13 protein-coding genes and 1 pseudogene are annotated in these 26,500 nt (G+C 42.8%); 7 read left to right on the plus strand and 7 right to left on the minus strand.

Features of this window, described 5'->3' with window-relative positions:
- Positions 1-8: 8 nt before the first annotated feature.
- The 4 genes from AC1MCB_RS14530 to AC1MCB_RS14545 all read right to left on the minus strand — a co-directional run bounded on the left by AC1MCB_RS14530 (position 9) and on the right by AC1MCB_RS14545 (position 10,115).
- Complete coding sequence (locus tag AC1MCB_RS14530; RefSeq protein WP_479965428.1) at positions 9-1,574, minus strand: SusD/RagB family nutrient-binding outer membrane lipoprotein; 1,566 nt, start codon at positions 1,572-1,574, stop codon at positions 9-11.
- A gap of 12 nt (positions 1,575-1,586) precedes the next feature.
- A complete protein-coding gene (locus AC1MCB_RS14535) occupies positions 1,587-4,700 on the minus strand; it encodes a SusC/RagA family TonB-linked outer membrane protein (RefSeq protein WP_479965429.1) in 3,114 nt (1,037 codons plus the stop codon).
- 903 nt (positions 4,701-5,603) lie between these two features.
- Positions 5,604-6,911 carry a RagB/SusD family nutrient uptake outer membrane protein gene (locus tag AC1MCB_RS14540; protein WP_479965430.1) on the minus strand — a complete coding sequence of 436 codons (1,308 nt, stop codon included), beginning with the start codon at positions 6,909-6,911 and terminating at the stop codon, positions 5,604-5,606.
- A gap of 30 nt (positions 6,912-6,941) precedes the next feature.
- Positions 6,942-10,115, minus strand: a complete 3,174-nt coding sequence (locus AC1MCB_RS14545) for a SusC/RagA family TonB-linked outer membrane protein (protein ID WP_479965431.1) — start codon at positions 10,113-10,115, stop codon at positions 6,942-6,944.
- A 342-nt stretch (positions 10,116-10,457) separates the two neighbouring features.
- On the opposite strand from AC1MCB_RS14545, the gene AC1MCB_RS14550 reads away from it, so the two are divergent.
- Positions 10,458-11,201 (plus strand): DeoR/GlpR family DNA-binding transcription regulator, encoded by a 744-nt coding sequence (locus AC1MCB_RS14550; protein WP_479968747.1) that lies wholly within the window; start codon positions 10,458-10,460, stop codon positions 11,199-11,201.
- 5 nt (positions 11,202-11,206) lie between these two features.
- On the opposite strand, the gene AC1MCB_RS14555 is transcribed toward AC1MCB_RS14550, so the two are convergent.
- Positions 11,207-12,406: an anhydro-N-acetylmuramic acid kinase gene (locus tag AC1MCB_RS14555; RefSeq protein WP_479965432.1), complete on the minus strand. Its 1,200-nt coding sequence runs from the start codon at positions 12,404-12,406 to the stop codon at positions 11,207-11,209.
- 140 nt (positions 12,407-12,546) lie between these two features.
- Between AC1MCB_RS14555 and nagB the strand changes: the two genes are divergently transcribed.
- The 5 genes and pseudogenes from nagB to AC1MCB_RS14580 all read left to right on the plus strand — a co-directional run bounded on the left by nagB (position 12,547) and on the right by AC1MCB_RS14580 (position 19,581).
- Positions 12,547-14,463, plus strand: a complete 1,917-nt coding sequence (gene nagB, locus AC1MCB_RS14560) for a glucosamine-6-phosphate deaminase (RefSeq protein WP_479965433.1) — start codon at positions 12,547-12,549, stop codon at positions 14,461-14,463.
- A gap of 164 nt (positions 14,464-14,627) precedes the next feature.
- Positions 14,628-14,995, plus strand: a pseudogene (locus AC1MCB_RS14565) (four helix bundle protein).
- 2 nt (positions 14,996-14,997) lie between these two features.
- A complete protein-coding gene (locus AC1MCB_RS14570) occupies positions 14,998-16,197 on the plus strand; it encodes an acyltransferase family protein (protein WP_479965434.1) in 1,200 nt (399 codons plus the stop codon).
- Between the two features lie 43 nt (positions 16,198-16,240).
- Positions 16,241-19,096 (plus strand): M16 family metallopeptidase, encoded by a 2,856-nt coding sequence (locus AC1MCB_RS14575; RefSeq protein WP_479965435.1) that lies wholly within the window; start codon positions 16,241-16,243, stop codon positions 19,094-19,096.
- Between the two features lie 209 nt (positions 19,097-19,305).
- Positions 19,306-19,581 carry a hypothetical protein gene (locus AC1MCB_RS14580; RefSeq protein WP_479965436.1) on the plus strand — a complete coding sequence of 92 codons (276 nt, stop codon included), beginning with the start codon at positions 19,306-19,308 and terminating at the stop codon, positions 19,579-19,581.
- Between the two features lie 86 nt (positions 19,582-19,667).
- Here AC1MCB_RS14580 and AC1MCB_RS14585 read toward each other — a convergent pair whose 3' ends face one another.
- Positions 19,668-21,245 (minus strand): glycoside hydrolase family 10-like protein, encoded by a 1,578-nt coding sequence (locus AC1MCB_RS14585; protein ID WP_479965437.1) that lies wholly within the window; start codon positions 21,243-21,245, stop codon positions 19,668-19,670.
- 423 nt (positions 21,246-21,668) lie between these two features.
- Between AC1MCB_RS14585 and AC1MCB_RS14590 the strand changes: the two genes are divergently transcribed.
- A complete protein-coding gene (locus AC1MCB_RS14590) occupies positions 21,669-22,583 on the plus strand; it encodes a hypothetical protein (protein ID WP_479965438.1) in 915 nt (304 codons plus the stop codon).
- A 159-nt stretch (positions 22,584-22,742) separates the two neighbouring features.
- On the opposite strand, the gene AC1MCB_RS14595 is transcribed toward AC1MCB_RS14590, so the two are convergent.
- The gene (locus AC1MCB_RS14595) at positions 22,743-26,468 is read right to left on the minus strand and encodes a sensor histidine kinase (protein ID WP_479965439.1); all 3,726 of its coding nucleotides are present in this window, start codon (positions 26,466-26,468) and stop codon (positions 22,743-22,745) included.
- Between the last annotated feature and the right edge of the window lie 32 nt (positions 26,469-26,500).

Below are 26,500 nucleotides of genomic sequence, written 5' to 3' on the forward strand. Positions count from 1 at the left end.
GCTCTTATTTATGGTGTTACAATCCAGGTTGGTTTAGTGTGATAGTCAACAGCTAAGCCGCCAATCTTATCTAAACTTTCCCGGTTCCAAACATACTCCGAGTTATACCGTGGTCTTATACGGTAAACAGGCAGTCCTGCATTATCAGGATAAAGATTTGTAGGAATAGTGAACCCCTGGAACACCTGGTCACCTGTTGCCGGATCAAGATCAGTATAGTGGTATCTTCTCAAATCCATCCACTGCTCTAAGTGTCCCCAACCAAATTGCGCAATATACTTTTGACCCATAATCTGAGATAGAGTAAGGTTCTCCATCGCTGGGATTACAACTGGAGAGGCAAGATAAGCCTCTTTTTCTGCACTTGAGATTTGTGTCGGCGACTGGTTGTTATCCAGGTTCCTTGCATTCACAAAATCAATATGGGAAGAAACTCCTTTCGTGTACGCATCCAAAGCAGTCGCCCTGTCCCCTTTCTTAAACGCTGCTTCAGCTTTAATAAACTGAAGTTGTGAATAGGTCATTATCGGAAGCTTGGACTTATCATCAAAAATGTAGCGGCTTGGTGATCCAACTACCGGAGTTCCGGTATATCCGAAAAAGTTAAGCGGCTGTTGTTCCGCAGTCAAAGCGCCAACCCCAAATGTTGGATTTAAGCCCCTGTACTCCCCATCCGGAGAAGGTGCCAGTATGCGGCTTTTTCTTGGATCATCCACACCTGTAAAACGTCCCGTTCCATCAAGCAAACTTAAAGCATACAAAGTCTGGCGATAAGTGGTTATATTATTCCTCGTTGCACCAAGAAAATTCCGGTCGTCGTTGAAATTACCAGTATAAAACAATAATGCGTCATCTACATTTCCAGCAAATGATTTATCCACCGCAGCAATTACATCATCTGGTTTGTAGAGTGCCGATTTGTTACTGTAATGATTTAAGTTGGTTGCAAGCAGCCCATAAGCAAACTTCAACCATTTAGTGCGGTCACCTTTATAGATCAGGTCAGTCTTGCCTAAAAAAGCCGCGTCAACCGCGCCATCAGTTCTCTCAAGATTGGTAATAGCCAGTTTTAGCAAACGCTGAATTTCAGTATACGCAAATTCCTGGCTGTCATAGTTGAAAACAAATTTAGTAGGGTCGATCGCTTCTTTTACGATGATTTCACCATGAATGTCAGTAATTGCCTGCCAGCCCCACGCTTTTAGAATTTGGGCAACTCCCAAAAGGTCCCATCTTTCTTCAGCTTCGGCTTTTGCAGTCATGTCTTCTAAATTCTGACCAAAAGTCCAATAAACCTCCCGCCATAACTGGCCCCCGTTATCCGATGATGGATCATATCCATGTCGATCCCAGGTACTGTTTAACGAGGTTAGTGTCCAGTTCTGAGTGTATCTGCCTATAAACCGTGCATCATACTGTGGCGCGGTGGCCATCCAATGCAGCATTGGTGACAGGTATAGATTAGCGGTCACCGATTGAGGAGCATTGGGATTAGTATTTACATCCAAATATTTCTTACAACCGCTTGCCGTAATCATACAGGCGGTTAATAGTATTATATATATCCTTTTCATATTTTTCTTTTTTTACAAGCCGATTTTAACCCCAAAATTAACTCCGCGAGGCATTGGAAAATTCCCAAAATCAATTCCCGCAGCCCCAGATCCACCAACCGCGGCGGTATTTCCGTTTACAACGGGATCCATACCTGAATAATTGGTAATTAGAAATAAATCTGTACCGGTTGCGAATACACTTGCATTTTTAATAAATCCCTGCTTGCTGAGTAACTTAGCTGGAAGCTTATAACTCAAGGTTATATCTTTCATCCTTACCCAATTGATATCTTTTTCAATGAATAACTCCTCGCTTATTCCTGTGTAATAACTGCTATTATAGTACGGGTTCACAACTAGGTTATTTGGAGTTGGATTGGCAGTGTTTTCTTTACCATCCTGTAAAACCCCAGGAATTACACGTGATTCTTCACGGTCCAGAGTACGGGTACTCAATCCAAAAGCAGTCAGGAAGTGTTCCGTCGCATTTAAAACATCTCCACCCTTGCGGATATCTAAAAGGAATTGCAAAGCAAAGTTTTTGTATGAGAAGCTGTTGGTCAAACCAATGCTGAAATCGGGCTGGCGATCGTATCCGCCCTCAACAAAAGTTGTTGAACGAATTGGCAAACCGCTGGATGGGCTGATCAGAATCTGGCCCTCCTTGTTACGACGGTAGAAAAAACCAGTTAATGAACGGGTTGAGTATCCCGGTGTGCTCCCATTCCGAACGTTTCCATATAACCAGGTATCAGAAACATAAGATTCCGGAAGTGAGTTTGGCAATACGATTACCTTACCATTTGCAGACTCGAAGTTAGCCAGTACATTCCAGCTGAAGTTCTGATTCTGTATTGGAGTGCCTCTCAACGTTATTTCTAACCCTTCGTTGCGCGTTTTAGCACCATTCAGGTTTAACAAAATAAATCCGGTTGCATAACTGCTACGAATGTCGTTTACGATTTGGTCTGTTGTTTCTTTACGATATACAGTCACATCTAAACCTAAACGATCATTTAGAAAAGCTAATTCAGTACCGAATTCGAAAGATTTTGCAAACTCAGGTTTTAAAAGCGGGTTCGGACCAGTAAATCCAAAACCATATCCTCCTCCGACAGTCAACTTATTTTCCAGAGCAGGAGTATAAGCATACGGTTTTGCATCTTTACCCACGGCGGCATATGCTCCTCTAAGTTTACCCGATGTAATGTATTTTTTAATTCCCTCAAAAGCTGGAACATCACTAAATACAAAACTTCCTGAGATAGAAGGGTAAAAGAAAGAGTAGCGATCAACCGGAATAGTAGAGGTTAAGTCATTACGACCGGTAGCGGTTAAGTAAAGGTAATCCTTATAGGAAAGCGTTGCCGTTCCAAAGAAGCTTACTAAGCGACGCTGGGATATGGTAGTCCTTACCAGCTTATTTGTTAAGTTGTTTAACGAAATAAAGTTCGGGTCCAAGAAGTTTTCTCCACCCCCTGCATCAACATTTGATTTAAGATCCTGCAATGAATTCCCAAGTGTAGCTTCAAACGAAAAATCGTCCGTCAGCTTTTGCTTGGTTAAACTGAACAAGTTTTGAAGGTTAATATTTCGGGTTATATCATTTGCAATATCCAGCAAACCACCGCGGCTAAAAGCTGCAGCACTTTCAGGATGGCGTAAAGCAAGGTTCTGATTGGTATAAGAATCTACTCCGATATTAGATTTAATGTTAAGCCATTTGAACGGTGTAATGGTTAAACCCAGGTTTGAAGTGATCCTGTTTGTTTTAGCGTTGATCTTATTTTTGTTGATGTTGAAGTAAGGATTGTCCAACTCAGAACTTCCTAAAGTAGCAAAATTCAACAAACGGCGTGACCCCGATGGGTTCAGGTAATTTCTGGCATCGTCAATCTGAGGCCATGCTAATAATGACAGTAAAGGACCGGTAGCACCTTTGAAAGGCTGATCATTATTGGCGTAGGTATAAGACATGGAAAGATCTGTCTTTAACCATTTATTTACTTGACCCCCTGCAGAACCGTTTAAGGTAATCCTGTCATATTTAGAATTAGGAACTACACCTTCCTGATTGGTGTAGGAAGATGAAATCCGATAGGTTAATTTATCGGTACCACCGTCAAAAGACAAATTATGTTTTTGGGTGAGGGCTGTCTGAAAGAAGTCGTCCACGTTATTATACAACTTTGTCCCGGGCGCGTACTCTGGTCCATAATTGTAATATGCACCGTATAATGTACTGGTTGCAATTGCAGGCTGCCCACTTAATCCCAGACCATACTTAGTTTGAAGTTCGGGTTGAGAATTTGTACTCTCGATACGGAAACTATTACTATAGTTAATAGAACCAACACCGGCTTTTCCTCGTTTCGTGGTGATAACAATTGCACCGTTAGCGGCATCAATACCATACAATGCTGCTGCTTCAGGGCCTTTCAAAACCACAAGGTTTTCAATGTCTTCCGGATTTATATCTGCAGCACGGTTTGTAAAGTCTACTCCCCTGTTATTAAAAGCTGTAGCCGAGCCTGGAGCATCAGAGGCAAAAACATTAGAATTCAAGGTCTTGTTGTCAATTGGCAAACCATCCACAATAAATAAGGGCTGGTTGCTTCCGCTTATCGAACTCACACCACGGATAGTAATGGAAGAAGAAGCTCCGGGAACTCCAGACGAGTTGTTTACTTCAACCCCCGCAATTCGGCCCTGTAAAGAGTTAATGAAATTCTCCCGTTGAGTACTGGCTATTTCTGCGCCCTTAACAACTTGCTGGGCAGTCCCCAATGACCTTTTTTGAACACTGGCTCCAAGTGCAGTAACCACCACTTCATCCAAAGAAGTAGCATCCGCTTTTAATGTTACGTTAATTACATTTTGGGCACTTACGGTCCGCTCCTGACTTACAGTTCCGATGAAGCTGAATACCAGGACCTGACCCTGGCTGGCCTGAATGGTGTAAGCACCGTCCGCACTCGTTTGAGTGCCGGTAGTTGTTCCCTTGATCTTTACAGATACGCCCGGAAGGGGTAAGGCATCCTCATCTGTTACTTTACCACTTACAACTTTAAGTTGGGTTTGTGCTAAAGCTTGTACAGTGACAAAGAAGATACCCAATAACAACACGAGTAGTCTTTTTTTCATACGTTAACTTTTTTAATTGTTTGGTGTGGGTATTAAATAGTTCGTTTAATCTATCGTAATAAGTTTTACGATAAACTCATTATCCGACATCTAAAATGAAACATATTGCACATATACGCAAGAAATATCTTGTTAATTATCGTTTGAATTGCGGTTTATAGGTGCCTTATTGTAAAGCACTTAGTGTGTATGCCCTACACTTAGAACCCGTTTACGACCTCCTAAAACCTCCTTTAAAGCAATAAATTAGCGAAACTGAGTTAATTCCTAAAGTCCCTTAAATTATCTGAGTGTAACTTAATTGTTAAATTAAAATACCGCAAATAAATGCAGACTAACCAGGCAAATAGCTCTGAGCTTTCTCATTCTGTTAGGTATTTAATGAATTGCTGAAACTCCGGGCATCTTTTTACAAGATCGAAAACAACATAAATCCAGACTGCAATCAACATTTCCAAAATCTTAAACTCGTGCCTGATGCAGAATAGATGGGCTTTCTGGGGGTTGGGACCCGGGTCTGACCGGTACCAGCCTTGCAATATGATCACCATGTGATAACAGGGTAATTACTATATAATTTATATAGTGAGCACATAGTAAGTATATAGTAAGCACATACTAAGCATATAGTAATCTCGGAGAAGTTTACCAGGAATTTGCTGGCACACAAACATTCTTATAAGCTAAGAAGAAAATTTGCGGTTTTATGCAGGTTTACGGGACGAATTAGGAAGTTAGAAAACAGCCTTGCCTAATTCGCTGGATTATTTGCGTTGGACAATTTGTCCGCATGGTAGGGATTCTTACAGCTGAGAATTAAAGAAGGCCGTCACTGTTTGTGGCGGCCTTTCTGAGATATTTATAAAATATCTAATTGCTTACATCCCGGGAAAACTGAGCCAGTTACTCAGTTGGATCCTGAGGCGTATTTTGAGGATTGTTATCTTTTTCAGATTGAGGATAGGGATAGAAGGTTCGGTTACGTTCGGCTCCAACACCAGAAGGACCTGGCCGACCGAAACGACGTGAATCTTCAAGCTTCATTCCCGATAAAAACAACTCAATACACCTGTTCCGGTATATTTCCTGCAAAACCGCATCTTGAGTAATTGCGCCGGAATATGGAGGCAAGCTAGCACCTAAACTCCAGGCATCCTGAGCCGGAGTTTTTGTCAGCACTTTATTTAATTCGATAATCGCATTTGCGAGGTCGCCTTTGCGGGCAAAGGCTTCCGATTTGATCAGAATCAATTCCCCAGGGAGATAGACCGGAATTTGTGAACTGTTAGTGGTGTAGAAGCTAGCCTTCCCAATGTTATCACCGGCAATTCCGGACTGAGAAAAGTAAAATAAGGTACGTTTATCATTGGGATCCGGGGCGAGGGCAGGCGGCAATCCAAAGCTTCTGTTAAAGGGTTCGGCAACGTTGCGGTTACTGAACGAAGTTTCGAACATCGGATTTCTACTGGCCTCATCAAACGCAAAAGCGGACTTAATCGTGAGATTTACCAGGTTTGACGCCGCTATAGCCTTATCATTGTCTCCCAGCATGATGCTATATCTGGCAATCAGGGCATTAATAGTGTTAGAAATGTCAATCGCCGGAACGATCTTAGCTGTAAAGGTGGCCGATGGAGGGGTTGCTGTAAGCGTGGCCGAAGCGGCTTCCAGCGTACTGACAGCCTCTTTCAATAAGTCCTCCCTGGAACTAAATACTGCATCAGTTTGCACGGCGATGGGTGCCTGCTCCCAGAACTGAGCTAAAGTTCCCAGCGACAGGGCGCGGAAGATAGAAGCAAAAGCTATGAGACCACTTCGGGTGCCTGCATCGGCAACTTTCTCACTATTGCTAATAACAATGTCAGCGTTGGCTTTAACCAAATGACATTGCTCCCAAAGGTTCCTTATTACCGCATTATTTCCCTGAACGGCAAGTCCACCGTTTCTAAGGTTAGCTTCGTCGGTATTTCCATCATTGAGCACGGCTAACTCAAAAGTTGATAAACCGCTGGCGGTGATGTAATTGTAAACCGGGCTTACCCGGCTTACTGTAAAGCGAGCTTGCAAGCCGTTAGCTAACGAAATTAATCCGTTAGCATCATTTATTACTTGCTGCTCGCTTGCCGAACCAGGGTTAAGATATTCCTTTTTACATGAATCCAGGCAAATAACTCCCAGAGTCAGTAATATATTGATCAGTAATTTTTTCATTTTCATGTGATTTAGTATGAATCCAGAATCCTAAAAAGAGGCAGATAATTGTATCTGAAAACTCCTGGGAATGGGCACGTTTCCAAAATCTACTCCTCTCAACAGGTCGCTGTTCCCGCCTGCATTCGTTTCAGGATCATAGCCATTGTAATCATCCCTTGAAAACAGGTTGCGCCCGGCAACAGTAATATTCATACTGCTTAAACCTTTAACAAAGTTTGGCAATTGATAATTTAAGGATACTTCCCTTAGTTTAACAAAAGATCCATTATCTACTCTGAACTCTTCAATAGGAACCAGTGCGAAAATATATCCGCGTGGTAATTCGCCCTTAAGTTCCTTCTCTGCAAGATCTCCAATGCCCACGTTCTGTCGGGTTCGTTTATCAGCATTAAATACATCGGCACCACTTAGCACATCCACCAAAAATCGCAGACTAGCCTTTTTGTAAGAAATATTGTTTGCAAACGAACCGGTCCATTCTGGATTAGGATCGCCAATTATTGTTCGAACAAATGCCCCTGTGGGTTGTCCGCTTGCATCGCGTTGGGGAGTAAAGGTAGTTGTACCGGTTTGAGTTCCTCTTTCACGTTGTGGCAAACCCTGACTTGTAAGCAATAAAGATCCATCTGCGTTACGGGCATAAGGATTACCATAAAAGACTGATGATGGCTGTCCTTCAACAAGGAAAACCGGCGCTCCCGAAACGGTACTGATCGGCACTGTGGGACTTCCAAGGCTGAGCATTTTGTTTTTATTATGATTAAATAACAGAGTGGTCTCCCAATTAAAAATATCGGTCTTTACAGGGTTAACTCCTAAAGAAATCTCAAGTCCCTTGTTCTCCAAGGTTCCAACATTGTTAACAATACTGGTACCGCCGCTCGTAGAGGCTAAAACCCGGTTAACAACTAAATCTTTAACCTTTTGCTTATAGGCTGTGAAGCCAATGTTGACTCGATTATTGATTAGCGTCAGATCAAAACCACCTTCCGTTTCAGTCATTCGTTCGGGCCTTACCCGTGGATTAGCTAAAGTTGAGCTCGGAGTGATGGTATTTTTTCCTAAAAATGGAATCGCTGTAAATTGCCAGAAACGATCGTAAGAACCAATTCCTGTTAAATTTCCTGCCTGCCCCCATGACAGTCTGAATCTTAATGCATCGATATTCTTCGTGAAAGAATTATCCTTCCAGCCGTTGATATCTGAGAGCACAAAGCTTGAGCTCACTTTTGGATAGACCTGGTTTGTTTCAGATGGAGAAAATTTAGAAGATCGGTCATTTCTTACTGCCCCTGTTAAGTAGAATAAACTTTTATAGTTGAAAGTAGATTGAAGAAAAACACCACTGACATTATACCTATCGGAGGAACTATTAGCTTTTACGGTGGTGCTGGACGCACCACTCACAGTTTCAATAAAAGGAGCCAATGACTCGCCGGTTGAACCGGATAAGTCAAAGCGGCTAAATTGGTAACTGGCACCTCCAATGAGAGTCATTTTCAATACTTCCGCTAAATTACGCTCGTAGGTTACATTCAGATCCGTGTTAAAAAGCGTAACTGTATTGTTAACTGTTGAAGCAAAACCATTCGGATATCTTTCCAGGGGCAACCCAGCTTCTGCAGCATAAGGATAAGCTGGTATAAAATTATTGCCCAAGGCCGAGTAGTTATCCAGTCCTGCAATCCAGTCAACGCTTAATCCTTTAAGGGGAGTGAAGTTAAACTGGACATCATTTACTGTGCGGTTTACCCTTTGCGAAAACTTCATCGCTTCTATGGTCGTCAGCGGATTCACCCGTGTTGGCTCAACCGCTTTGAGGTTACCAAAGGCGTCACGCTGGGTGATATCCCAAATATTATTAGTGATATTCACCGAATTTATAGGACTATAAAATACATTCCCATTGGCCTTTTCATTCGAAAGAGTATTGGAGTAACTTAGCCCTACCGACATTTTTACCCAGTCTGCTATCCGCTGATCCAGGCGACCGCGGAGGCTATATCGTTGAAAATCGGTGCCTTTTATAATGCCCTGGTTTTTCATGTATGAAATGGAACTGAAATATTGAGTGTTATCAGTTCCACCTTTAAGGGATAGATTATTATCAGTTCCGGTTGCTGATCTGAAAATATCATCCTGGTAATCATAGCGGGTTACATCTACTAAATTAGTAGCCAGATTAGTACTAACTCCTTCCCTAACGATTGGGGTTACCGTTGTGCCGGGGTTGGCAGTGATTTGTGCAGCAGAAACTCCACCTATCGTATGCAAACGCAGGCCCGCGAAGCCGAACTGTTTGCCATATGTAGTGATAGCCACCCTATTGCGCAATTCGTTCGTATTTAAACTGGTAGTAAAAGAAATAGTTGGTTTTGCGCTCGAGCCACGCTTGGTTGTTATAATCACCACTCCATTAGCTGCCCTCGACCCATACTGAGCAGCAGCGGCGGCTCCATTAATAACGTTGATGGTTTCTATATCCGCCGGATTAATATCAGCCAAACGGTTGGTTCCTACGTTTGCGCTACCTACCTGATTACTTAGTGCTGTTTGCGATACATTCACCGAAGAATTGCTTGAAATAACCCCATCAATCACATAAAGCGGATCTGAACTTCCAATTACCGACTTCACCCCTCTTAATCGAATGCTGACTCCACCAGCGGGATCCCCTGAGTTTTGGGTGATTTGAGCCCCAGGTACTTTTCCCTGTAAGGCACTGATTAAATTTGCGGTACCTGTACGGTTCAGATCACCTGATTTTACTGTACTTATGGCATTTCCCAGCTGACGCCGGCTTTCCCTGACCGTCGAACCGGTAACAACCACTTCATCCAACCCAACCATATCTTGTGTAAGTTCGGCATTTACTACCAGTGCTTCTGATTGGCCAATTTGAACGCTTTTGGTGAGGGAACGATAGCCAAGGAATGAAAATACAAGTTGGTATGCTCCGGGATTCAAGTCAACCGGCAAAGTGTAATTGCCATTAGCATTCGCGGAGGTGGCAAAACTGGTATTCTGCACTTTGATCAGTGCTCCGGGTATCGACTGCCCTCCGGAAGCTTCAGTGATTTTCCCGGTAATGGTCACACGCTGTACCTGCGCACTCACATTCGGGAGAAAGTAAATCAGAAATAGCGGAAGCCAGAGAACTACTTTGAGTCCGCTCCCGCGAGGTGAGTAATTTTTTTTCATACGTAAGTTTTTTTTTAACAATTAAGCTATGTAGGAATGGCTCTATCATTATATCGGAACCTTACTATTTACCGGCTTGCCGATATTTGCATGATTTATACATAAATATAATTAATAATCAGATTGAATTAAGAAGCTGTTCACCAAATAATATATGTCTTAATCGCATCTTGGACAGTTGCCGCACGTCGAAGTATGGATAAAACATATCATTCAAGACAATTAATTTTGAATAATTAAAACCGCAGGAAGCGGCAGTTCTGTCTCAAAATTTTATATTTATGCAGGTCAATCCGCAAAATTAGCGCATACCATAATTATATGGAACAATCAAACGGGAACATGCTCAAGAAAGAAAGGCATGCATTTATAATCAAGCAGATCAACTTGCACAATAAGGTTTTGTCATCTGATCTAAGTGCGCAATTACAGGTTTCCGAAGACACGATACGTCGCGATCTTAACAATCTGGCAGAAACCGGCAAAGTAGAAAAAGTACATGGAGGCGCTTTGTCGAAGTCTTTTCATTTCCCTTACCAGCTAAACGAAGTTTATGCGCAGGAATCTAAAAAATTAATAGCTCAAAAAGCGGTGACCTTGTTGACTGAAGGCATGGTAGTATTAACGGGAGGGGGAACCACCATGATTGAAATTGCCCGAATGATACCTGATACTCTGGAGGCTACGTTTTTTACGATCAGTCCTTTGGTTGCATTAGAATTATCAGAACGCCGCTTGCTAACAGTGATACTGATCGGCGGGCAGCTGAGTAAAAATGCCCATATCAATATGGGGGCAAAAACGGTGAGCGAACTGGCAGAGATCAAAGTTGACTTATGTTTTCTGGGTGCGAATGGCATTGACTTTAAGGAAGGAATTACCGATTCAGACTGGGAAGTGATCCAGGTGAAAAAAGCAATGATTCGCTCCTCCCGCCGCTTAGCTATCATGAGCCTGGGAGAAAAACTGGGCTCCGTACAAAAGATGAAGGTATGCGATTTAAATGCTCTTGATTACCTGATAACGGATCGCGAGGAAACCGATGAGGTTCTTTCAGCTTACAAGGAGATTGTTAAGGTTATCTGAAGCAATTAGCCCGGAAGACAAATTTTACCCATACATACAGAGGGTACACCCTTGCGGCTTCCAAAATCAGTGGCCCCGCCGGCAACGGTTTCGTTAGCCAGGATGGCAAAAAGAACGGCTTCCTTTGCATCCGGATCAATACCCAGTTCAGCCGTCGTACGGAAAGTCATCTGCGGCAGGCCAGCTTTTAAATAACTGACCAGTAACGGATTGTGCATCCCACCGCCGCTCATAAAAATGGTCGCCGTCTCTCCTTCCCTAAAGCATGTGTTAATTGCTCCTACAATACCATCAGCGGTAAACCTGCATAAAGTCGCCAGTACATCTTCATGAGAGATAAAACTGGTTTCTGAACGTTGCTGCGCATTTGCTAAATACTGAAGGTTGAATAGTTCTGGCCCTGTTGTTTTTGGAATTGGGGAATTTAGAAACTCATGAGCGGATAGCTCTGCCAATAAATCCAGATTTACGTTTCCCTTAGAGGCCAGCTGAGCATCTCTATCGAAATAAAAACCCGGATAATGATGTTGTATGTATTGATCCATGATCGTATTACCGGGTCCGACATCGGTTGAGAAAACCTTGTTTGCGTCCCCGTCGGCAGGTAAATAAGTGAAATTAGCAATTCCGCCAATATTGAGCATCAGCCGGTTCTCACTGGCTTTTGAAAAGATCAAATAATCACCGTATACAGCAAGTGGCGCCCCTTCGCCGCCGGCAGCCAGGTGCTTCTGCCTGAAATCGCAGAGGGTAATAATGCCTGTATTTAAAGCTATATGATCGCCATCGCCAATTTGCATTGTTGCATTTGGGTACTTTTCCTGCTTATGCAAAATTCTGGGGGCGTGAAAAATAGTCTGTCCATGGCTCGCTACAAGGTCAACTTCCTGCGGAGAAATACCCCACTCATCCAAAGCTTGCAGAATCATCTGGGCATGACGCATGCCTATTACTTCATTCAGGATGCATACCTGCTGGAGATCGACAGTCTGCTTCGAAAAGATGCTTTTAATTTCCTTTCTAAAATCGTCGTCATAGGGCACGGTAACGAACCTTTTAACGCTAATCCGTGAAGCCGTACCTGAGCCCTGGCAAGTACATAAAGCTATATCCAGGCCATCCATAGATGTACCTGACATGAGACCAATAATTAGTCGTTCTGGCTTGGACGCTATTCGGTGTAACTTTGCTATTGCTGGGTTCATGAGGTAAATCTAAATTGAAAAACTATAAAAAAGCGTATCGTTAGAAACATACCCGTTAAAGCCGTCTATAAAACAGCTTGATATGCCCATTTCAATTTTGTACCTATATTTGCCATTCACCTCCACATCCTGAATTAAATATGGCCCGTTTAAATCTGCTGGAAGAAACCCGCTTTGAAAAATTACCTGTAACCGTTTTTCCCGATCAGCACATTGCCGCCCGCCGGGTGGCCCGGCGCATTGCCGATCTGATCATTCGCAAACAAGCAGCCGGTGAAAATGCCGTGCTGGGCTTGGCTACCGGGGTCACGCCCATCGGGATGTACGAGGAATTGGTTCGCCTGCACCGCGAAGAAGGCTTAAGTTTTCGTAACGTGGTGACCTTCAACCTAGACGAATACTTTCCGATGCGGCCCAACTCGCCGCAGAGCTACGTGACCTTCATGAAGGAAAACCTGTTCAACCATATTGATATCGATATGGCCAACGTCCATATTCCGGACGGCACTTTGAAGCTGGAAGACATCCCGGCTTACTGTCTCGACTATGAAAAGAAGATCACTTCCTACGGAGGGCTGGATCTGCAGATCCTGGGGATTGGCCGTACCGGACACATCGGCTTTAACGAACCCGGCTCGGCGCCCAACTCGGGCACCCGCCTGGTGACCCTGGACGACCTGACCCGGCGGGATGCCTCGCGCGACTTTGGCGGTAAAGCCAACGTGCCGACCAAGGCCATCACCATGGGCATCGGCACCATTTTCAAGGCACGGCAGATCATCCTGATGGCCTGGAATGCCAAGAAAGCAACCATCATCAAAAAGGCAGTGGAAGGGGAGATCTCTTCGGACGTACCGGCCACCTACCTGCAGTTGTCGGAAAGCGTGGAGTTTGTGCTGGATCAGGATGCCGCTTCCGAACTAACGCGATTTGATACCCCATGGCTGGTCAAGGACTGCACCTGGACCGATCCGCTGATCAAAAAGGCGGTCATCTGGCTCTCCAATTACCTGAATAAGCCCATCCTGAAACTGACCGAAGAAGATTACAACAACCATGGCATGGCCGAACTGGCCACCGAGAAAGGTCCCGTTTACCAAATCAACATTCATATATTCAATAAGGTGCAGCACACCATCACCGGCTGGCCGGGCGGCAAGGCTCACGCCGACGATAGCCAGCGTCCTGAACGTGCCCTGCCGGATCACAAGCGGGTGATCATCTTTTCGCCGCACCCGGACGATGACGTTATCTCGATGGGGGGCACCTTTATTCGCCTGGTCGACCAGGGGCACGAAGTGCATGTGGCCTACCAGACCTCCGGCAATACGGCTGTCTGGGACGACGAGGTGTTACGCTTTGTCGAGTTCGTGACCGACTTCAGTGAGGCCATTGACCTGGACACCACCAAGCTGAAAGAGCTGTACGCCGGCATGCGCTCCTTTATCGAAAGCAAGCAGCCCAACCAGATCGACACCAAAGAGATTCAAACGGTCAAGGGCCTGATCCGCAAGGGCGAAGCCATCAGCGGAGCCCGCTATGCCGGCCTGTGCGATGAGCGGATCCACTTCATGGCCCTGCCTTTTTACGAAAAAGGGAAAAGCCAGAAAAACCCGGTCAGCGAAACCGATATCCAGATGACGGTAGACCTGCTGCAAAAGGTCAAGCCCCACCAGATCTTTGCCGCGGGTGACTTTGCCGATCCCCATGGCACGCACAAGGTTTGTTTTGACATCATTCTGCAGGCCCTGGCGCGCTTAAAAGACGAGCCCTGGATCAAGGATTGCTGGCTGTGGATGTACCGCGGCGCCTGGCACGAATTCGAAACTCATGAAATCGAGATGGCCGTACCGCTCTCGCCGCAGGAGGTTGAACGCAAGCGCTTTGCCATCTTTAAACACCAGTCGCAGAAAGACCGGCCTGTGTTTCCGGGCGATGATGCCCGCGAGTTCTGGGTACGGGCCGAAGACCGGACACGCGAGACCGCCCGGGCTTATGATAAGCTCGGCATGGCCGAATATGAAGCAATGGAAGCTTTCGTGCGGTACAAGTTTTGAGGAAGGAGTTTTAAGTGTAGACTCAATGAATGAGTTTTAAGTGGAATAAGTGTGAAAAGTAATATTATTAATATGCGTTGTTCAAAAATAAAGGCCGTCATCGATGGTCTTTTATTTTTGAATTAAAAATCGCAGCTTTAGTGCAATCAACCCAAACCCATTAAATGCAAGATTTCAAAAATTTATTGGTTTGGAAGAAATCAATAAAGTTGATTTCTGACACTTATAAACAAACTGCACTGTTCCCACCTGAAGAAAAATATAATCTAACCAGCCAAGCACGCCGGGCAGTAATATCTATATCTAACAATATTGCTGAGGCTGCGGGAAATATACACCCAAGGATTTTGCTAATTTTCTTCAAATTTCACTTGGTTCCACTTGCGAAGTTGAAAACTGTTTACTTATATCTAAAGAATTACTCTATTTAAACCAAGCGGATTTTGATATGCTCAACAATCAAATAGTTGAACTCCGGAAAATGCTAATTTCGTTAATCAATAAAATCAGAACTAGTTCAACAACCCTTTAATCATGACTACACCCAATACTAAGGTATCACTGTCAGAACTTAAAACTCAAAACTCAAAACTTAAGAATCAAAATACCCGCCTTCTATCACTTGATGTTTTTCGCGGCTTTACTGTAGCAGCGATGATCCTGGTAAATAACCCCGGTGACTGGGGTAATATTTATGCCCCGCTTAAACATGCGGCATGGCATGGATGTACCCCTACTGATCTTATATTTCCGTTTTTTTTATTCATTGTCGGGGTATCAATTGCCTATGCTTTGGGTAAAAAGAAAGAGGTACAAACTGATCACCCGAAACTGATACTTACCGCATTAAAAAGAGCGTTGATCCTGTTTGGATTAGGGCTGTTTCTATCACTTTTCCCAAAGGTTTTCACTGAGCCAATCGAAGCTTTCAAGACGGTGAGGATACCCGGAGTGCTGCAACGTATTGCCGTTGTATTCTTCATTTCTGCTGTTATTTTTATCAAGACAAACAGGAGAAAGCAGCTATGGATTTTCACCGTTCTAATGGTTGGATACTGGCTTATGATGACGATTATCCCAGTTCCCGGAGTAGGTTATCCTAATCTGGAGCCCGAAACTAATCTGGGCGCCTGGCTTGACCGTACTATTCTGACCGAAGCCCATCTGTGGAAGTCATCCCGCACCTGGGACCCTGAAGGTATTCTTAGCACCTTGCCTGCAATTGCCACCGGTCTGTTTGGTGTACTTATAGGAAGCTGGTTGAAACGTAAAGATCGTGAGGACAGTGTCAAAGTTTCATGGATGTTTACAATTGGTGTGCTCGCAGTTATCCTTGGCTTGATCTGGGATCTATTTTTCCCCATCAATAAGGCTTTGTGGACCAGCTCATATGTTTTATATTCTGGAGGTTTAGCGACGCTGGGCTTTGCGTTATGCTACTGGCTTATAGACGTCCATAAGTACAGCAAAGGGACCAAAGTTTTTGTTGTATACGGTGTAAATGCTATCACTGTATTTTTCCTGTCGGGATTGATCCCACGTATTTTAAGTATGATTAAAGTAAAACTGGCTGATGGTACAGAGGTTGGGACGCAAGTATGGATTCAAAAAACATTATTTGCGCCATACTTCTCGCCCGTGAATGCTTCCCTTGCCTGGGCTGTAACATTTATACTATTTTGGCTACTAATCTTATGGATAATGTATAAGAGAAACATCATCATTAAGGTTTAATGAAACCGCATTATCTTCAAAAAATATAACTATCGTATCTCTCATGAAATTAACTGGAAAAATTCTCATTTACTCAGTTGCAATTCTTTTTTCGGTTTCGGAGATCTCCGTAGCCCAAACATCTAAGTCAAGAAAAAAGAGAACAGCAAAAGCAATAACGGAGAAAAAAGTAACTGCTCCACTGCCAATGGATGCGAGCGTTCGCATTGGCAAACTGGCAAACGGCTTCACTTACTATATCCGTAAAAATATTGAACCTAAAGACCGGGCACAGTTGTACCTGGCCACTAAAGTCGGTTCTATCGTAGAAAACGATGATCAGAGGGGCCTCGCGCATTTTCTGGAACATATGAGTTTTAACGGCACGAAGAACTTTCCCAAAAATGAGCTAGTAGGTTATCTTCAGAAAGCTGGTGTTCGTTTCGGAGCCGATCTGAACGCATATACTAGCTTTGACGAAACCGTTTATCAGCTGCCAATTCCCACCGATGATCCGGAAGTTTTTAAAAATGGAATGCAGATTATGCGGGACTGGGCAAAGGATGTCACGTTAGACGTTGCGGAAATAGATAAAGAACGCGGGGTTGTCCTGGAGGAAAAAAGGCTTGGAAAAGGCGCAACTCAGCGGATGCAGGACAAATACCTGCCGATGTTACTTAACAATTCGCGCTACTCTAACCGCTTGCCTATCGGCACAGAGGATGTTCTCAAGAACTTTAAGACTGAAACACTCCGCCAGTTTCATACTGATTGGTATCGACCAGATTTACAGGCCCTGATCGTTGTTGGCGATGTGGATGTGAATGCAGTAGAGCAGATGATCAAAACACAATTTTCTACACTGAGAGCGCCTGCTAAGCCGCGTCAACGAGTTAAATATGATATACCTTTATTAAATAAGAATCAAGTTGCGGTTGTTTATGATAAAGAATTCCCTGTTACTGTCGCGCAAATCATCATAAAGCACCCTGAAACAGTTATTAAGTCAACGGCTGATCTGCGTAACAACATGATCCGGTCCTTGTACAATCAAATGACATCAGCCCGGTTCAGTGAGTTGACCAAACAGGCCGACCCACCTTTTTTACAGGGAGGTGCAAGCATCGGCGGCTTCCTTGCCGGGCTTGACGCGGCAACAACATTCGTAGTTGCCAAGCCGGGAGAATTGGAGCAGGGGTTTAAAACGGCCTTGAAAGAAACTGAGCGGATTAAGCGCTTCGGATTTGCGCAGAGTGAGTTGGACCGCGCTAAGACTGCTTTCATGACCAGTCAGGAATCAGCTTATAAAGAAAAAGATAAAACCAATTCGGAGAGCTTTGTAAACGAATACCTCAGAAACTTTTTAACAGGTGAAGCAAGTCCAGGCATTCAGTATGAGTATGACTTTTATAAAAAGAATATTGCAGATATCACATTAGCTCAGGTGAACGGAATTGCTAAAAAATACATTACCGACACCAATCGTGATGTAATTATTATGGGTCCGGAAAAGGACAAAGATAAATTGCCTGATGAAGCGACTGTGAACGCCTGGATTAAGCAAGTTGCCAGTGATGAGATAACTCCTTATGTCGATCAGGTGTCGGATAAGCCATTGCTTTCCACAAAGCCTGCACCGGGAAAGGTAACCGGAGAAAAGAAAATTGCAGCACTGGGCATTACCGAATTAACATTAAGCAATGGTGTTAAAGTAATGCTAAAACCTACTGACTTCAAAAACGATGAGATCAGTTTTAGCGCAGTGAGTCCGGGCGGAACTTCATTATACAGTGATGCAGACTTTCAATCGGCCTCAAATGCTTCGACCATAATTAATCGCAGCGGCTTGGGAGATTTCAATTCCATCCAATTGAGCAAACTATTGACAGGGAAAAGAGTAGTAGTTCAACCCAGCCTAAATGAAAGAAGTGAGAGTATTGTTGGCTTTACTAATCCACAGGATCTGGAAACAGCATTACAAATGGTTTACTTGTATTTCACAAGTCCGCGTAAGGATGAGGAAATCTTTAAAGGGTATATCACTCAGCTAAAAGGTAATCTTGCGAACCGCAGCAGCGACCCGAATAGTGTTTTTGCTGATACAGTCGCAGCTGTGTTAGGCAATTATAATGTTCGTCGTACAGGGCCGAGCATTGAAAAGGTGGAACAGATCAACCTGGAACGGGCGTACCATATCTTCAAAGAGAGATTTGCTGATGCTGGCGACTTCACATTTACCTTCGTAGGTAACTTTGAAACTGAAAAGATTAAACCTTTACTTGAACAATACCTTGGGAGCTTGCCGTCAGTCAGCCGCAATGATAAGCCGCGCGATCTGGGTATTAAAACTCCAAAAGGTAAGATCGAAAAGACTGTATTAAAGGGTCAGGAACCAAAAGCAAATGTGCGGCTGGTATTCAGTGGCGATTATACCTACAATGAAGAGAACAACAACCAGCTGGATGCGCTGGCAGAAGTGCTAACGATTAAATTGATAGAGCGACTGCGTGAAGACGAGGGTGGTGTGTACGGAGTTGGTGCACGGGCGAGCTATAGCAAATATCCGCAGGCGACTTATTCGATCAACATTTCATTTGGTTGTGGGCCGGAAAATGTCAACAAACTCATCGCATCTACACTTGATGAGATCAATAAGATTAAACAGAATGGTGCGCAAGCTGTCGACATTGAAAAGTTTATTGCGGAAGAGCGCCGAAGCACAGAAATCCAGCTTAAAGACAATGGCTTCTGGTTGGGATACCTGACCGGACAAATTCAAAACAACGAGGATCCTAAACAAATTCTAGGTTATTTAGAATCAATTAAGAAGATTACACCGGAAACTTTGAAAGCAGCTGCTAATAAGTATTTAAGCGGTGATAACTATATCCGGTTGGTCTTGTTGCCTGAGAAAAAATAAGTTTGTAAGTAAGGGTGTCTGGATTCTAAAGTCGCAAACATACGATGGAAACCTTATGTAATAATTTCGCTATAGTAGAATCACAAAATCGATTGAATGTTGTTAGCATAACAATCCACTAGAGTTTATGCAGAAACAACTGACAAAAAATGAAACCTAAGCATTAGCCACGCCGTAAAAACCGTTTTCAACATCTAACGAAAAACCAAATGTCAAATAACAACGCTCAAGACAATATCAAAAAATTAAATCATTCAATTCTTTCGTTTTCCAGTCAGGCAATAACGGCTTTTCGTTGGTTCGCTAAAGAAGATTTCTTAGCTATGATGTCAGAAATGAGTATGCAGGATATCCAGCTTGATCTTGACCGGTTTAAAGCCCTTGAAGAATACGAGATCTGCAAGAAGATTGAATTCGTACTCGCAGAAAAGAAAAATGCCGAAAATATAAGCGTCAACCTGTTAATGGCCGACGCTAGTAATTAATCAGTTACTGAAATTCTATTTGTAAAAGCCGGATGATTAAATGTCACCGGCTTTTTCTTTGAGTCTTTTTGGCCGTAACTGCGCAATTATTCGCCAGCGGCCGCTGGTGCTGCAACCTGCGTGGCACTTTCACCAGTTCGAATTCCCACTTTCATGGAGTTTAAACTTTCGTTTTTCAAGCGGTCAATCGCGGTAACAACGTAGGTATACCTTGTTCCAGATGACACAGAGAAGTCTGAGTAACTGGTTTTCGAAGAATCAAAGGAGATCTTCAAAATATTTGCCGCCTGACTAGTACGTATCTCCTCTCCTTCCGCAAAACGATATATTACATAACCGTAGGCTGTTTGACCATCTGAAGCTGGTGATGGCGCTTTCCAGCGAATGTCAACACAATCATTTAAAGCAGTTGCTGTCACCTCTTTTGGCGGGTTAGGATCTACATCATCCAGCCATAACATGGCGGGTTGCAGGGCGGGGTGCTGATAAAAATCACCGCGTAGTGAGTCATTAACACCGGCAAGATTGTTTGACAAAGATTTTGAACTAAAGAAAACGCTCCCCTGAACACGAGTGTTATTTCTAAGATATCTGATCTGGTCTGGTATCTGTTGACGATTCCTCCATCCCTCACGGTTTTCGGAGGCCCGATAGGCAGCCTGCCCAATGTACAGGTGCTTCCCATAAGTATTGTTACTCCACCAGTCCAAAAGCTTCTCGTACGGTGCCAGCTTATAAAAGAATGGAAAATATAATTGCGGATTAATATAATCTACCCAACCAGCCTGGGTCCATTTACGGGCATCTGCGTAAAGCTTACCATATCCATCAAATCCGTTGCTCTCTGAACCTTCGGGATCTTGCGACAAGTTTCTCCATATACCAAAGGGACTGACGCCAAACTTTACATAACTTTTCTCAGTGTGAATACTATCGTTAAGGGTCTGGATCAGGGTATCCACGTTATTTCTTCTCCAGTCAGCAATGTTGGTGAATTTATGAGCTCCGTATTTATTGAAAGATTCGGTATCGGGCAAAGGCCTGTTTTTCGAGTCCGGGTAGGGATAGAAATAATCGTCGAAATGAATACCGTCGATATCGTAATTACGAACAACGTCCATTATTATTTGAACAATATATTCCTGCACTTCGGGTATTCCAGGATTGAAGAGCTTTTTCCCTTCATAAGTAAAGAACCACTCAGGCTTCATTCGAGTTATATGCTGAGCGTTTGTATTAGTCTCGACAAGATCGAAAGTGGCTCTGTATGGATTGAACCATGCATGTAGTTCCATTCCACGTTTATGAGCTTCCTCTATCGCAAATTCGAGGGGATCGTAATAGGGCAATGGTGCCAAACCTTGTTTTCCCGTCAGGAAGCGACTCCACATTTCGCGTCCTTTACCATATAGTGCATCAGTAGAGGGCCTGATTTGCATCATAATGGCATTTATACCACTCCTTTGGTGATCGTCGAATATTCGGAGAAGTTCTTTTTTTTGATTTTCTGTGGAGAGACCCGGCTTTGAAGGCCAGTCAATATTTGCCACTGTCGCAAGCCAGACCCCACGAAATTCGCGTTTGGGAGAGACTGCAGGAAGCTGTGCAAATGAAGTGATTGAAAGGAAAAAGAGTAATGTTAGAAGTAAAGATCGTTTTATCATTATAAGCAATTAACAAATTTCAAAGGTAACGATTCGACTCGGCGCATAAAACTAATAATCCTTTTTTATACTCCATTGGTCATTAAGCTAAAGTAATAAGGGCAGGCGGGTTGTATTTTAACAGTCTATAATGACTTAAAATTATCATCGTTACTTTCTATAAGAAACGCTGAGCGGTGCGACGGCGGTGCATAATTCCCCAAAAAATATGCAGAGAATAATTAAAAAACATTAAACTTGTATACCGGCAGGGCTCCGACAGCAATAAAAGATATTAATCCAAGTTAGATGTATGGTTTAAATTTTGCTCGCCATCTATAGTTTTTTCATCATTTGGCTGAAAAAAACCTAACTTTCTGTTCAAGGTTTAATTAATACAATTTAACAATCGCTAACATTTAATCTAAACACATCAAAAAAAGCATGGAAAACGAAAATTCAGAACAGCAACCACGTAAAAATTCGAACAAGATTTACTTTTTAGTTGCCGTGATTCTGGCTCTCCTCGGCACAAACGCTTATTTGTTTTTCAAAGAGAAAAAATCTAATGAGCGCATTGTCACCATAAGCGATGAGAAATCAAGGATGCAGACTGAAATTGACAAAATCGAAGCAGAACTTGATAATTCCAATAGTGCAAACATTAAGCTTTCAGAGGAAATGCAAAATGAGCAGGAACTTGCGAGAGCAAAAATTGCGGAACTTAGGGCGGCCCTTAAAAAGGGTACTTTAAACCAGGGTCAATTGGCCAAAGCTCAGGAAGACATTAAACAGCTTCGATACTTCGTAACCAAATATACCGCTGATATTTCTGAACTTAAGCAACAGAATGCAGCATTAACTACCGAACGTAATACCCTTAGGACCACAATTGATTCGGTGAGCAGCAAGGCAACTGATCTTGAGAAGGCTAACGAAGAGTTAAGCACTAAAGTTAAGGCAGCTGCAGCATTAAAAACCGGGAATGTATCTATAACTCCTATACGAGTTCGGAATAACGGTAAAGAATCCGACGTAACCAAGGCGAGTACTGCCAAGAAGTTTCGTGTGAACTTTTCTATTATCGACAACTCGATTGCAGAAAAAGGGATGCACGATGTTTATATGCGTATCATCGATCCTAATGGAAACTTATTGATCTCAGACAACGGATCTATGTTTATTGCTGATGACGAAGAATTGCAATACACTTATAAGACTGCGGTTGAATTTGCAAATGACGGTAAGGTTTATTCAATTGACTGGACTAATCCGGGGAGTTTCGAGAAAGGAACTTATACGGTAGTTCTTTACGCCGATGGATATAGCATGGGTCGCGGAACCGTTGCACTCAGATAAACACCAACAACAAGTCTTTCTGAAAGCATCCTAATCAGGATGCTTTTTGTGTATTACCCATTTGTTGATTGGCAAAAACCTCTGGAGAATTGTCTGATCTTGGTACTTCCATACATCGGATATAGGTGTATTTAATATTGCACTCTTTAATCCAATATCTTACGAATCCAGTGGGATGTTGATATAAAACGTGGTACCATGTCCTATTTCAGTCCGGTAGCTAATGTTACCTCCCATATTCTCCAAAGCCTGCTTTACGAATGCAAGCCCTAAACCGGTACCTGAACTTTTGGTTGTAAAGTTTGGCGTGAATATCTGAGGTCTTAAGCTTTCTTCAATTCCACTTCCATTATCTTGAATCTCAATGAATGCATTCTTCCCAGTATTATATAAACGCACTTTGATAAGGCCTTTACGTCCGTCAAGCCGTGCTTCGGTTGCATTCTTAATCAGGTTATTAAAACATCTCAGTAATTGATCCTTATCACCTCGAACAAATTTACCAGCGGAAATGCTGTTGCTAAAAGTTATTGCAATATGGTCAGTCTGACTATAGAGTTCAATAGACTGCTGCAAAATGTCGGGAAGATATACTTTCTCAAAAATAGTCTCTGGCATCTTCGCAAAGTTTGAAAACTCGGAAGCAATATGGGCTAGGCTTTCAATCTGTTCAACAAATGACTTACTGAATTTCTCAAACTTCTTATCAAAGTTCACATCCTTCTCTTTCCAGGATTTCTCAAGTAATTGAACACCTAGTTTCAATGGCGTTAGAGGGTTCTTAATCTCATGAGCTACCTGCTTAGCCATTTCTCGCCAGGCAGTTTCCCGTTCTGAACGGGCCAGCTTTTGAGTGCTGTCTTCCAGTGCCGAGATCATATTATTATATTCCTTGATAAGATTGCCAATCTCGTCATTGCGTTTCCAAACAATCGGCTCGTTCCGTCTGCCAATCTGAATCTCACTTAAATTCTTCTGGATTAGGGTTAACGGACTAGTAATACGATTGGCCACAAAGACTGCGAAAAAGCCAATGGCCACGAAAACCAAGGCATACACATTTACAAGAGCATTAATAAATTCGCCCAGACGCTCTTCGTAATCGCGTTCATTTGTGAAATATGGTAGCCCCAAATAGCCCATCGGCTCGTTTTGATTGTTCCGTATTGGTATATAGGCTGAAATGAACCTCGAGTTCCCAATCTTCTCAGCATTCACAAATTCCGACTTCTGTAGCAATTTAAGATATAAGTAGGCCGTCGAACTCATTTTAGGTCCTATCAATCCATTTACATACACCTTAGGCTGTGACGAAAGTATCAGGCTTCCGTTTACATCGAACAGATTCAAATCGGCTCCGTTCAATTCAGAGAAACGGATAAAAGCAGTTTCAACTTCCTCATCTGCCTTCAGTGAGTTGGTTGTAAATACGGTTTTATCCAGACCGCTTGCTATTTTACGGACCTTTTCAACAATTTCATTCTCCTGCTGTTCGCGATACTGCTCTTTAATGTTCAGATAAGTAATGAAGCCTGTAATCAGTAGCGTAAACACAACTGCGGCCACCATCGAAACCTGTATACGGGTCTTGTACAGGATGCGGTTTGAAGTGACGAGATAATTCCAGCGAAAGTTCCGCCATCGGATATCATAATTTAAAAAACTAAACCAAACCCATCTTAGTAAAAAGATCGCGGTGGTAAATAACAATAAGATTAGAAATACAAACGAGACCGACGCTAATTGAGTTAACAGGGTGTTCACCTCCTTGCTTATTACAATCAATTTGCGCTGATTAGGCTGAAACGAGAGATGGCTATATTCTCTTCCATTCAAATCCTTTTTATGTTCGAACACAAAGTCACGCAACTTGGCTTTGAAGTCATTTGCGTTCAGGCTATATACAAAATCGCCATATTGATTTGCTAATTTTCCGTTGTTATAGTATGCATAGGAATATTCTTTAAGGGAAACATCCTGTTTTATTTTTCCATCCACGAGCAGTTCAGGAGCTGCTGTTCCCAAACCGAATTCTTTAGATTTTAGCTCAATCACCAGGGTGCCCAGTGTTTCGCCACCATCCACAATAGGTAAAAGGGCGAAATAATTCTGATAACCGAAGGTGTTGCTTACGCGATAGAAATAATCGGAAATCTTCACTGCATTCGATAGTACAAAATTCTTGTAATAACCAAGTGATGCTTTAGTATCACCTTTTAACAGGTAACCCGCTTTACTAAATTCGAAACATGCAAAATCATATCTGGAAAGATACCCTGCAAAGTAGAGTCTTTGCAGCCGGTTGTTTATTGAATTATGACTGGCAATGGGATTTTTAAAATAGTCCACAACCGCCTTATCCTTCAATATGAGATCTTCAATCTCCAGGAATAACAAAACTGCATTCGGATCATCGGTTGAGATGAGGTTTTCGGCAAGAAGTTTCCTGACTTCATTCTCTTTAATAAGCTCATACTCCGAAAGTTTTAGTGAGGTGCCTGTTGCGAAAACCAGAATTACGAAGATGAATATGCTTAAGTGGAACCGGTTCCGATATCTATAATAAGCCAGGCCTGAAAGGTATATTATCAGAGCAATGAAAAGGAAGAACCAATCGGGTCCTCCAAGAAAAATTCTGCTTAAAATGCCAATTAGCAAGAAAATCAAAAATATCGTCAAACGCTCTCTGTTTCTGAGATATAATGTTTCAGTGATAGCTAGCCCCGTCTCAATTAGCAAATAGAAATTCAAAGCTAAAAAACAGAATATGCACAGGCCGACCCAGCTGACCCAATTTAGATTAAGCACATTACTTACATCAAAACTTATGCTTGAATTGGTGATTAAGCCATGCAAAAGTTCATCAATTACAAACCCACCCAAGTAAGTAATGCCAAGCATTACCGTAAATGCAGCATAGTTGCCCCAGGGTTGCCACGACCTTCCTGAAAGTCTGAGCTCATTGCGATAAGTGTAGATATAACTCATCAGCCAGGTTAAGGCCAGAACATTTAACAGAAAATCGCCAAGGGAGGGGAACAAATAGCTCGAAGCATAATGCTTTGGATGAAAAATATCAAGCGTGAAATGAATATCGAACCATGGATTTTCTAAATCCAGCAACCTGAATCCCAATAAGAAAAACGCCAGAAAACAGATAGAGAGCACAATGTACCCCCGAGAAGCAATCCAGGTACAGATTTGATTTACAAGAAACAAAGTACAAACGATAGACAGAATTAACATCCATAGCTCCATACCGGAGTAGAAATTACTAATCGCCTCCGGTTTTAGCTTAACAGAGAAGAGATATTTACCCTCGTTGTTACGAATACTGTAAGACGGTTTGTCGTTAACTGAAGCAATGTCCAGCTTATTTGTTTTTATTAGATCCTTAGAAAACTCATTTACAAGATATTGGTTCTGATAAGGATAATTCGACTTAATGGGAATTAATGCCATGACCGAAAAATCGCCTTCCGTCTTCTTGATTGCCTCGTACCAGCCGTTTTTCCACGTCAAGAACGTACTGCCCTCCTTAAAGCCAGCATCTGAGTCAAAGAGTATATTATTGCCGATCCAGAATAATAATTTGCCGTTTAAGTAAGTATGGAGGTAGATATGTCTTTCGTCCTGAAACTTTGGAATGAGACTTTGAGCCCATGCAGGATTCTGATGAAGAGTCTTTAACGAATCAAAAATGACAGGATTATTAATGAACTCTTTGATAAACCTTTCCTTTTCGTGGAGGCGTGTCTGAATAGTCCGAGAGTCCTGGTGCAGGATCTCCTCTTTATTGAAAGTTAAATTAATAGTTAAAGCGGTGCCTGCAAAAGCCAGCGCCAGAACGAAAAGCAGAAGGCGAATTTTTAAAGCTCCGGACAAATCAATAAACGTTTAGGTAAAAATAGCAACAA

It is taken from the genome of Daejeonella sp. AP26 (assembly GCF_056680515.1).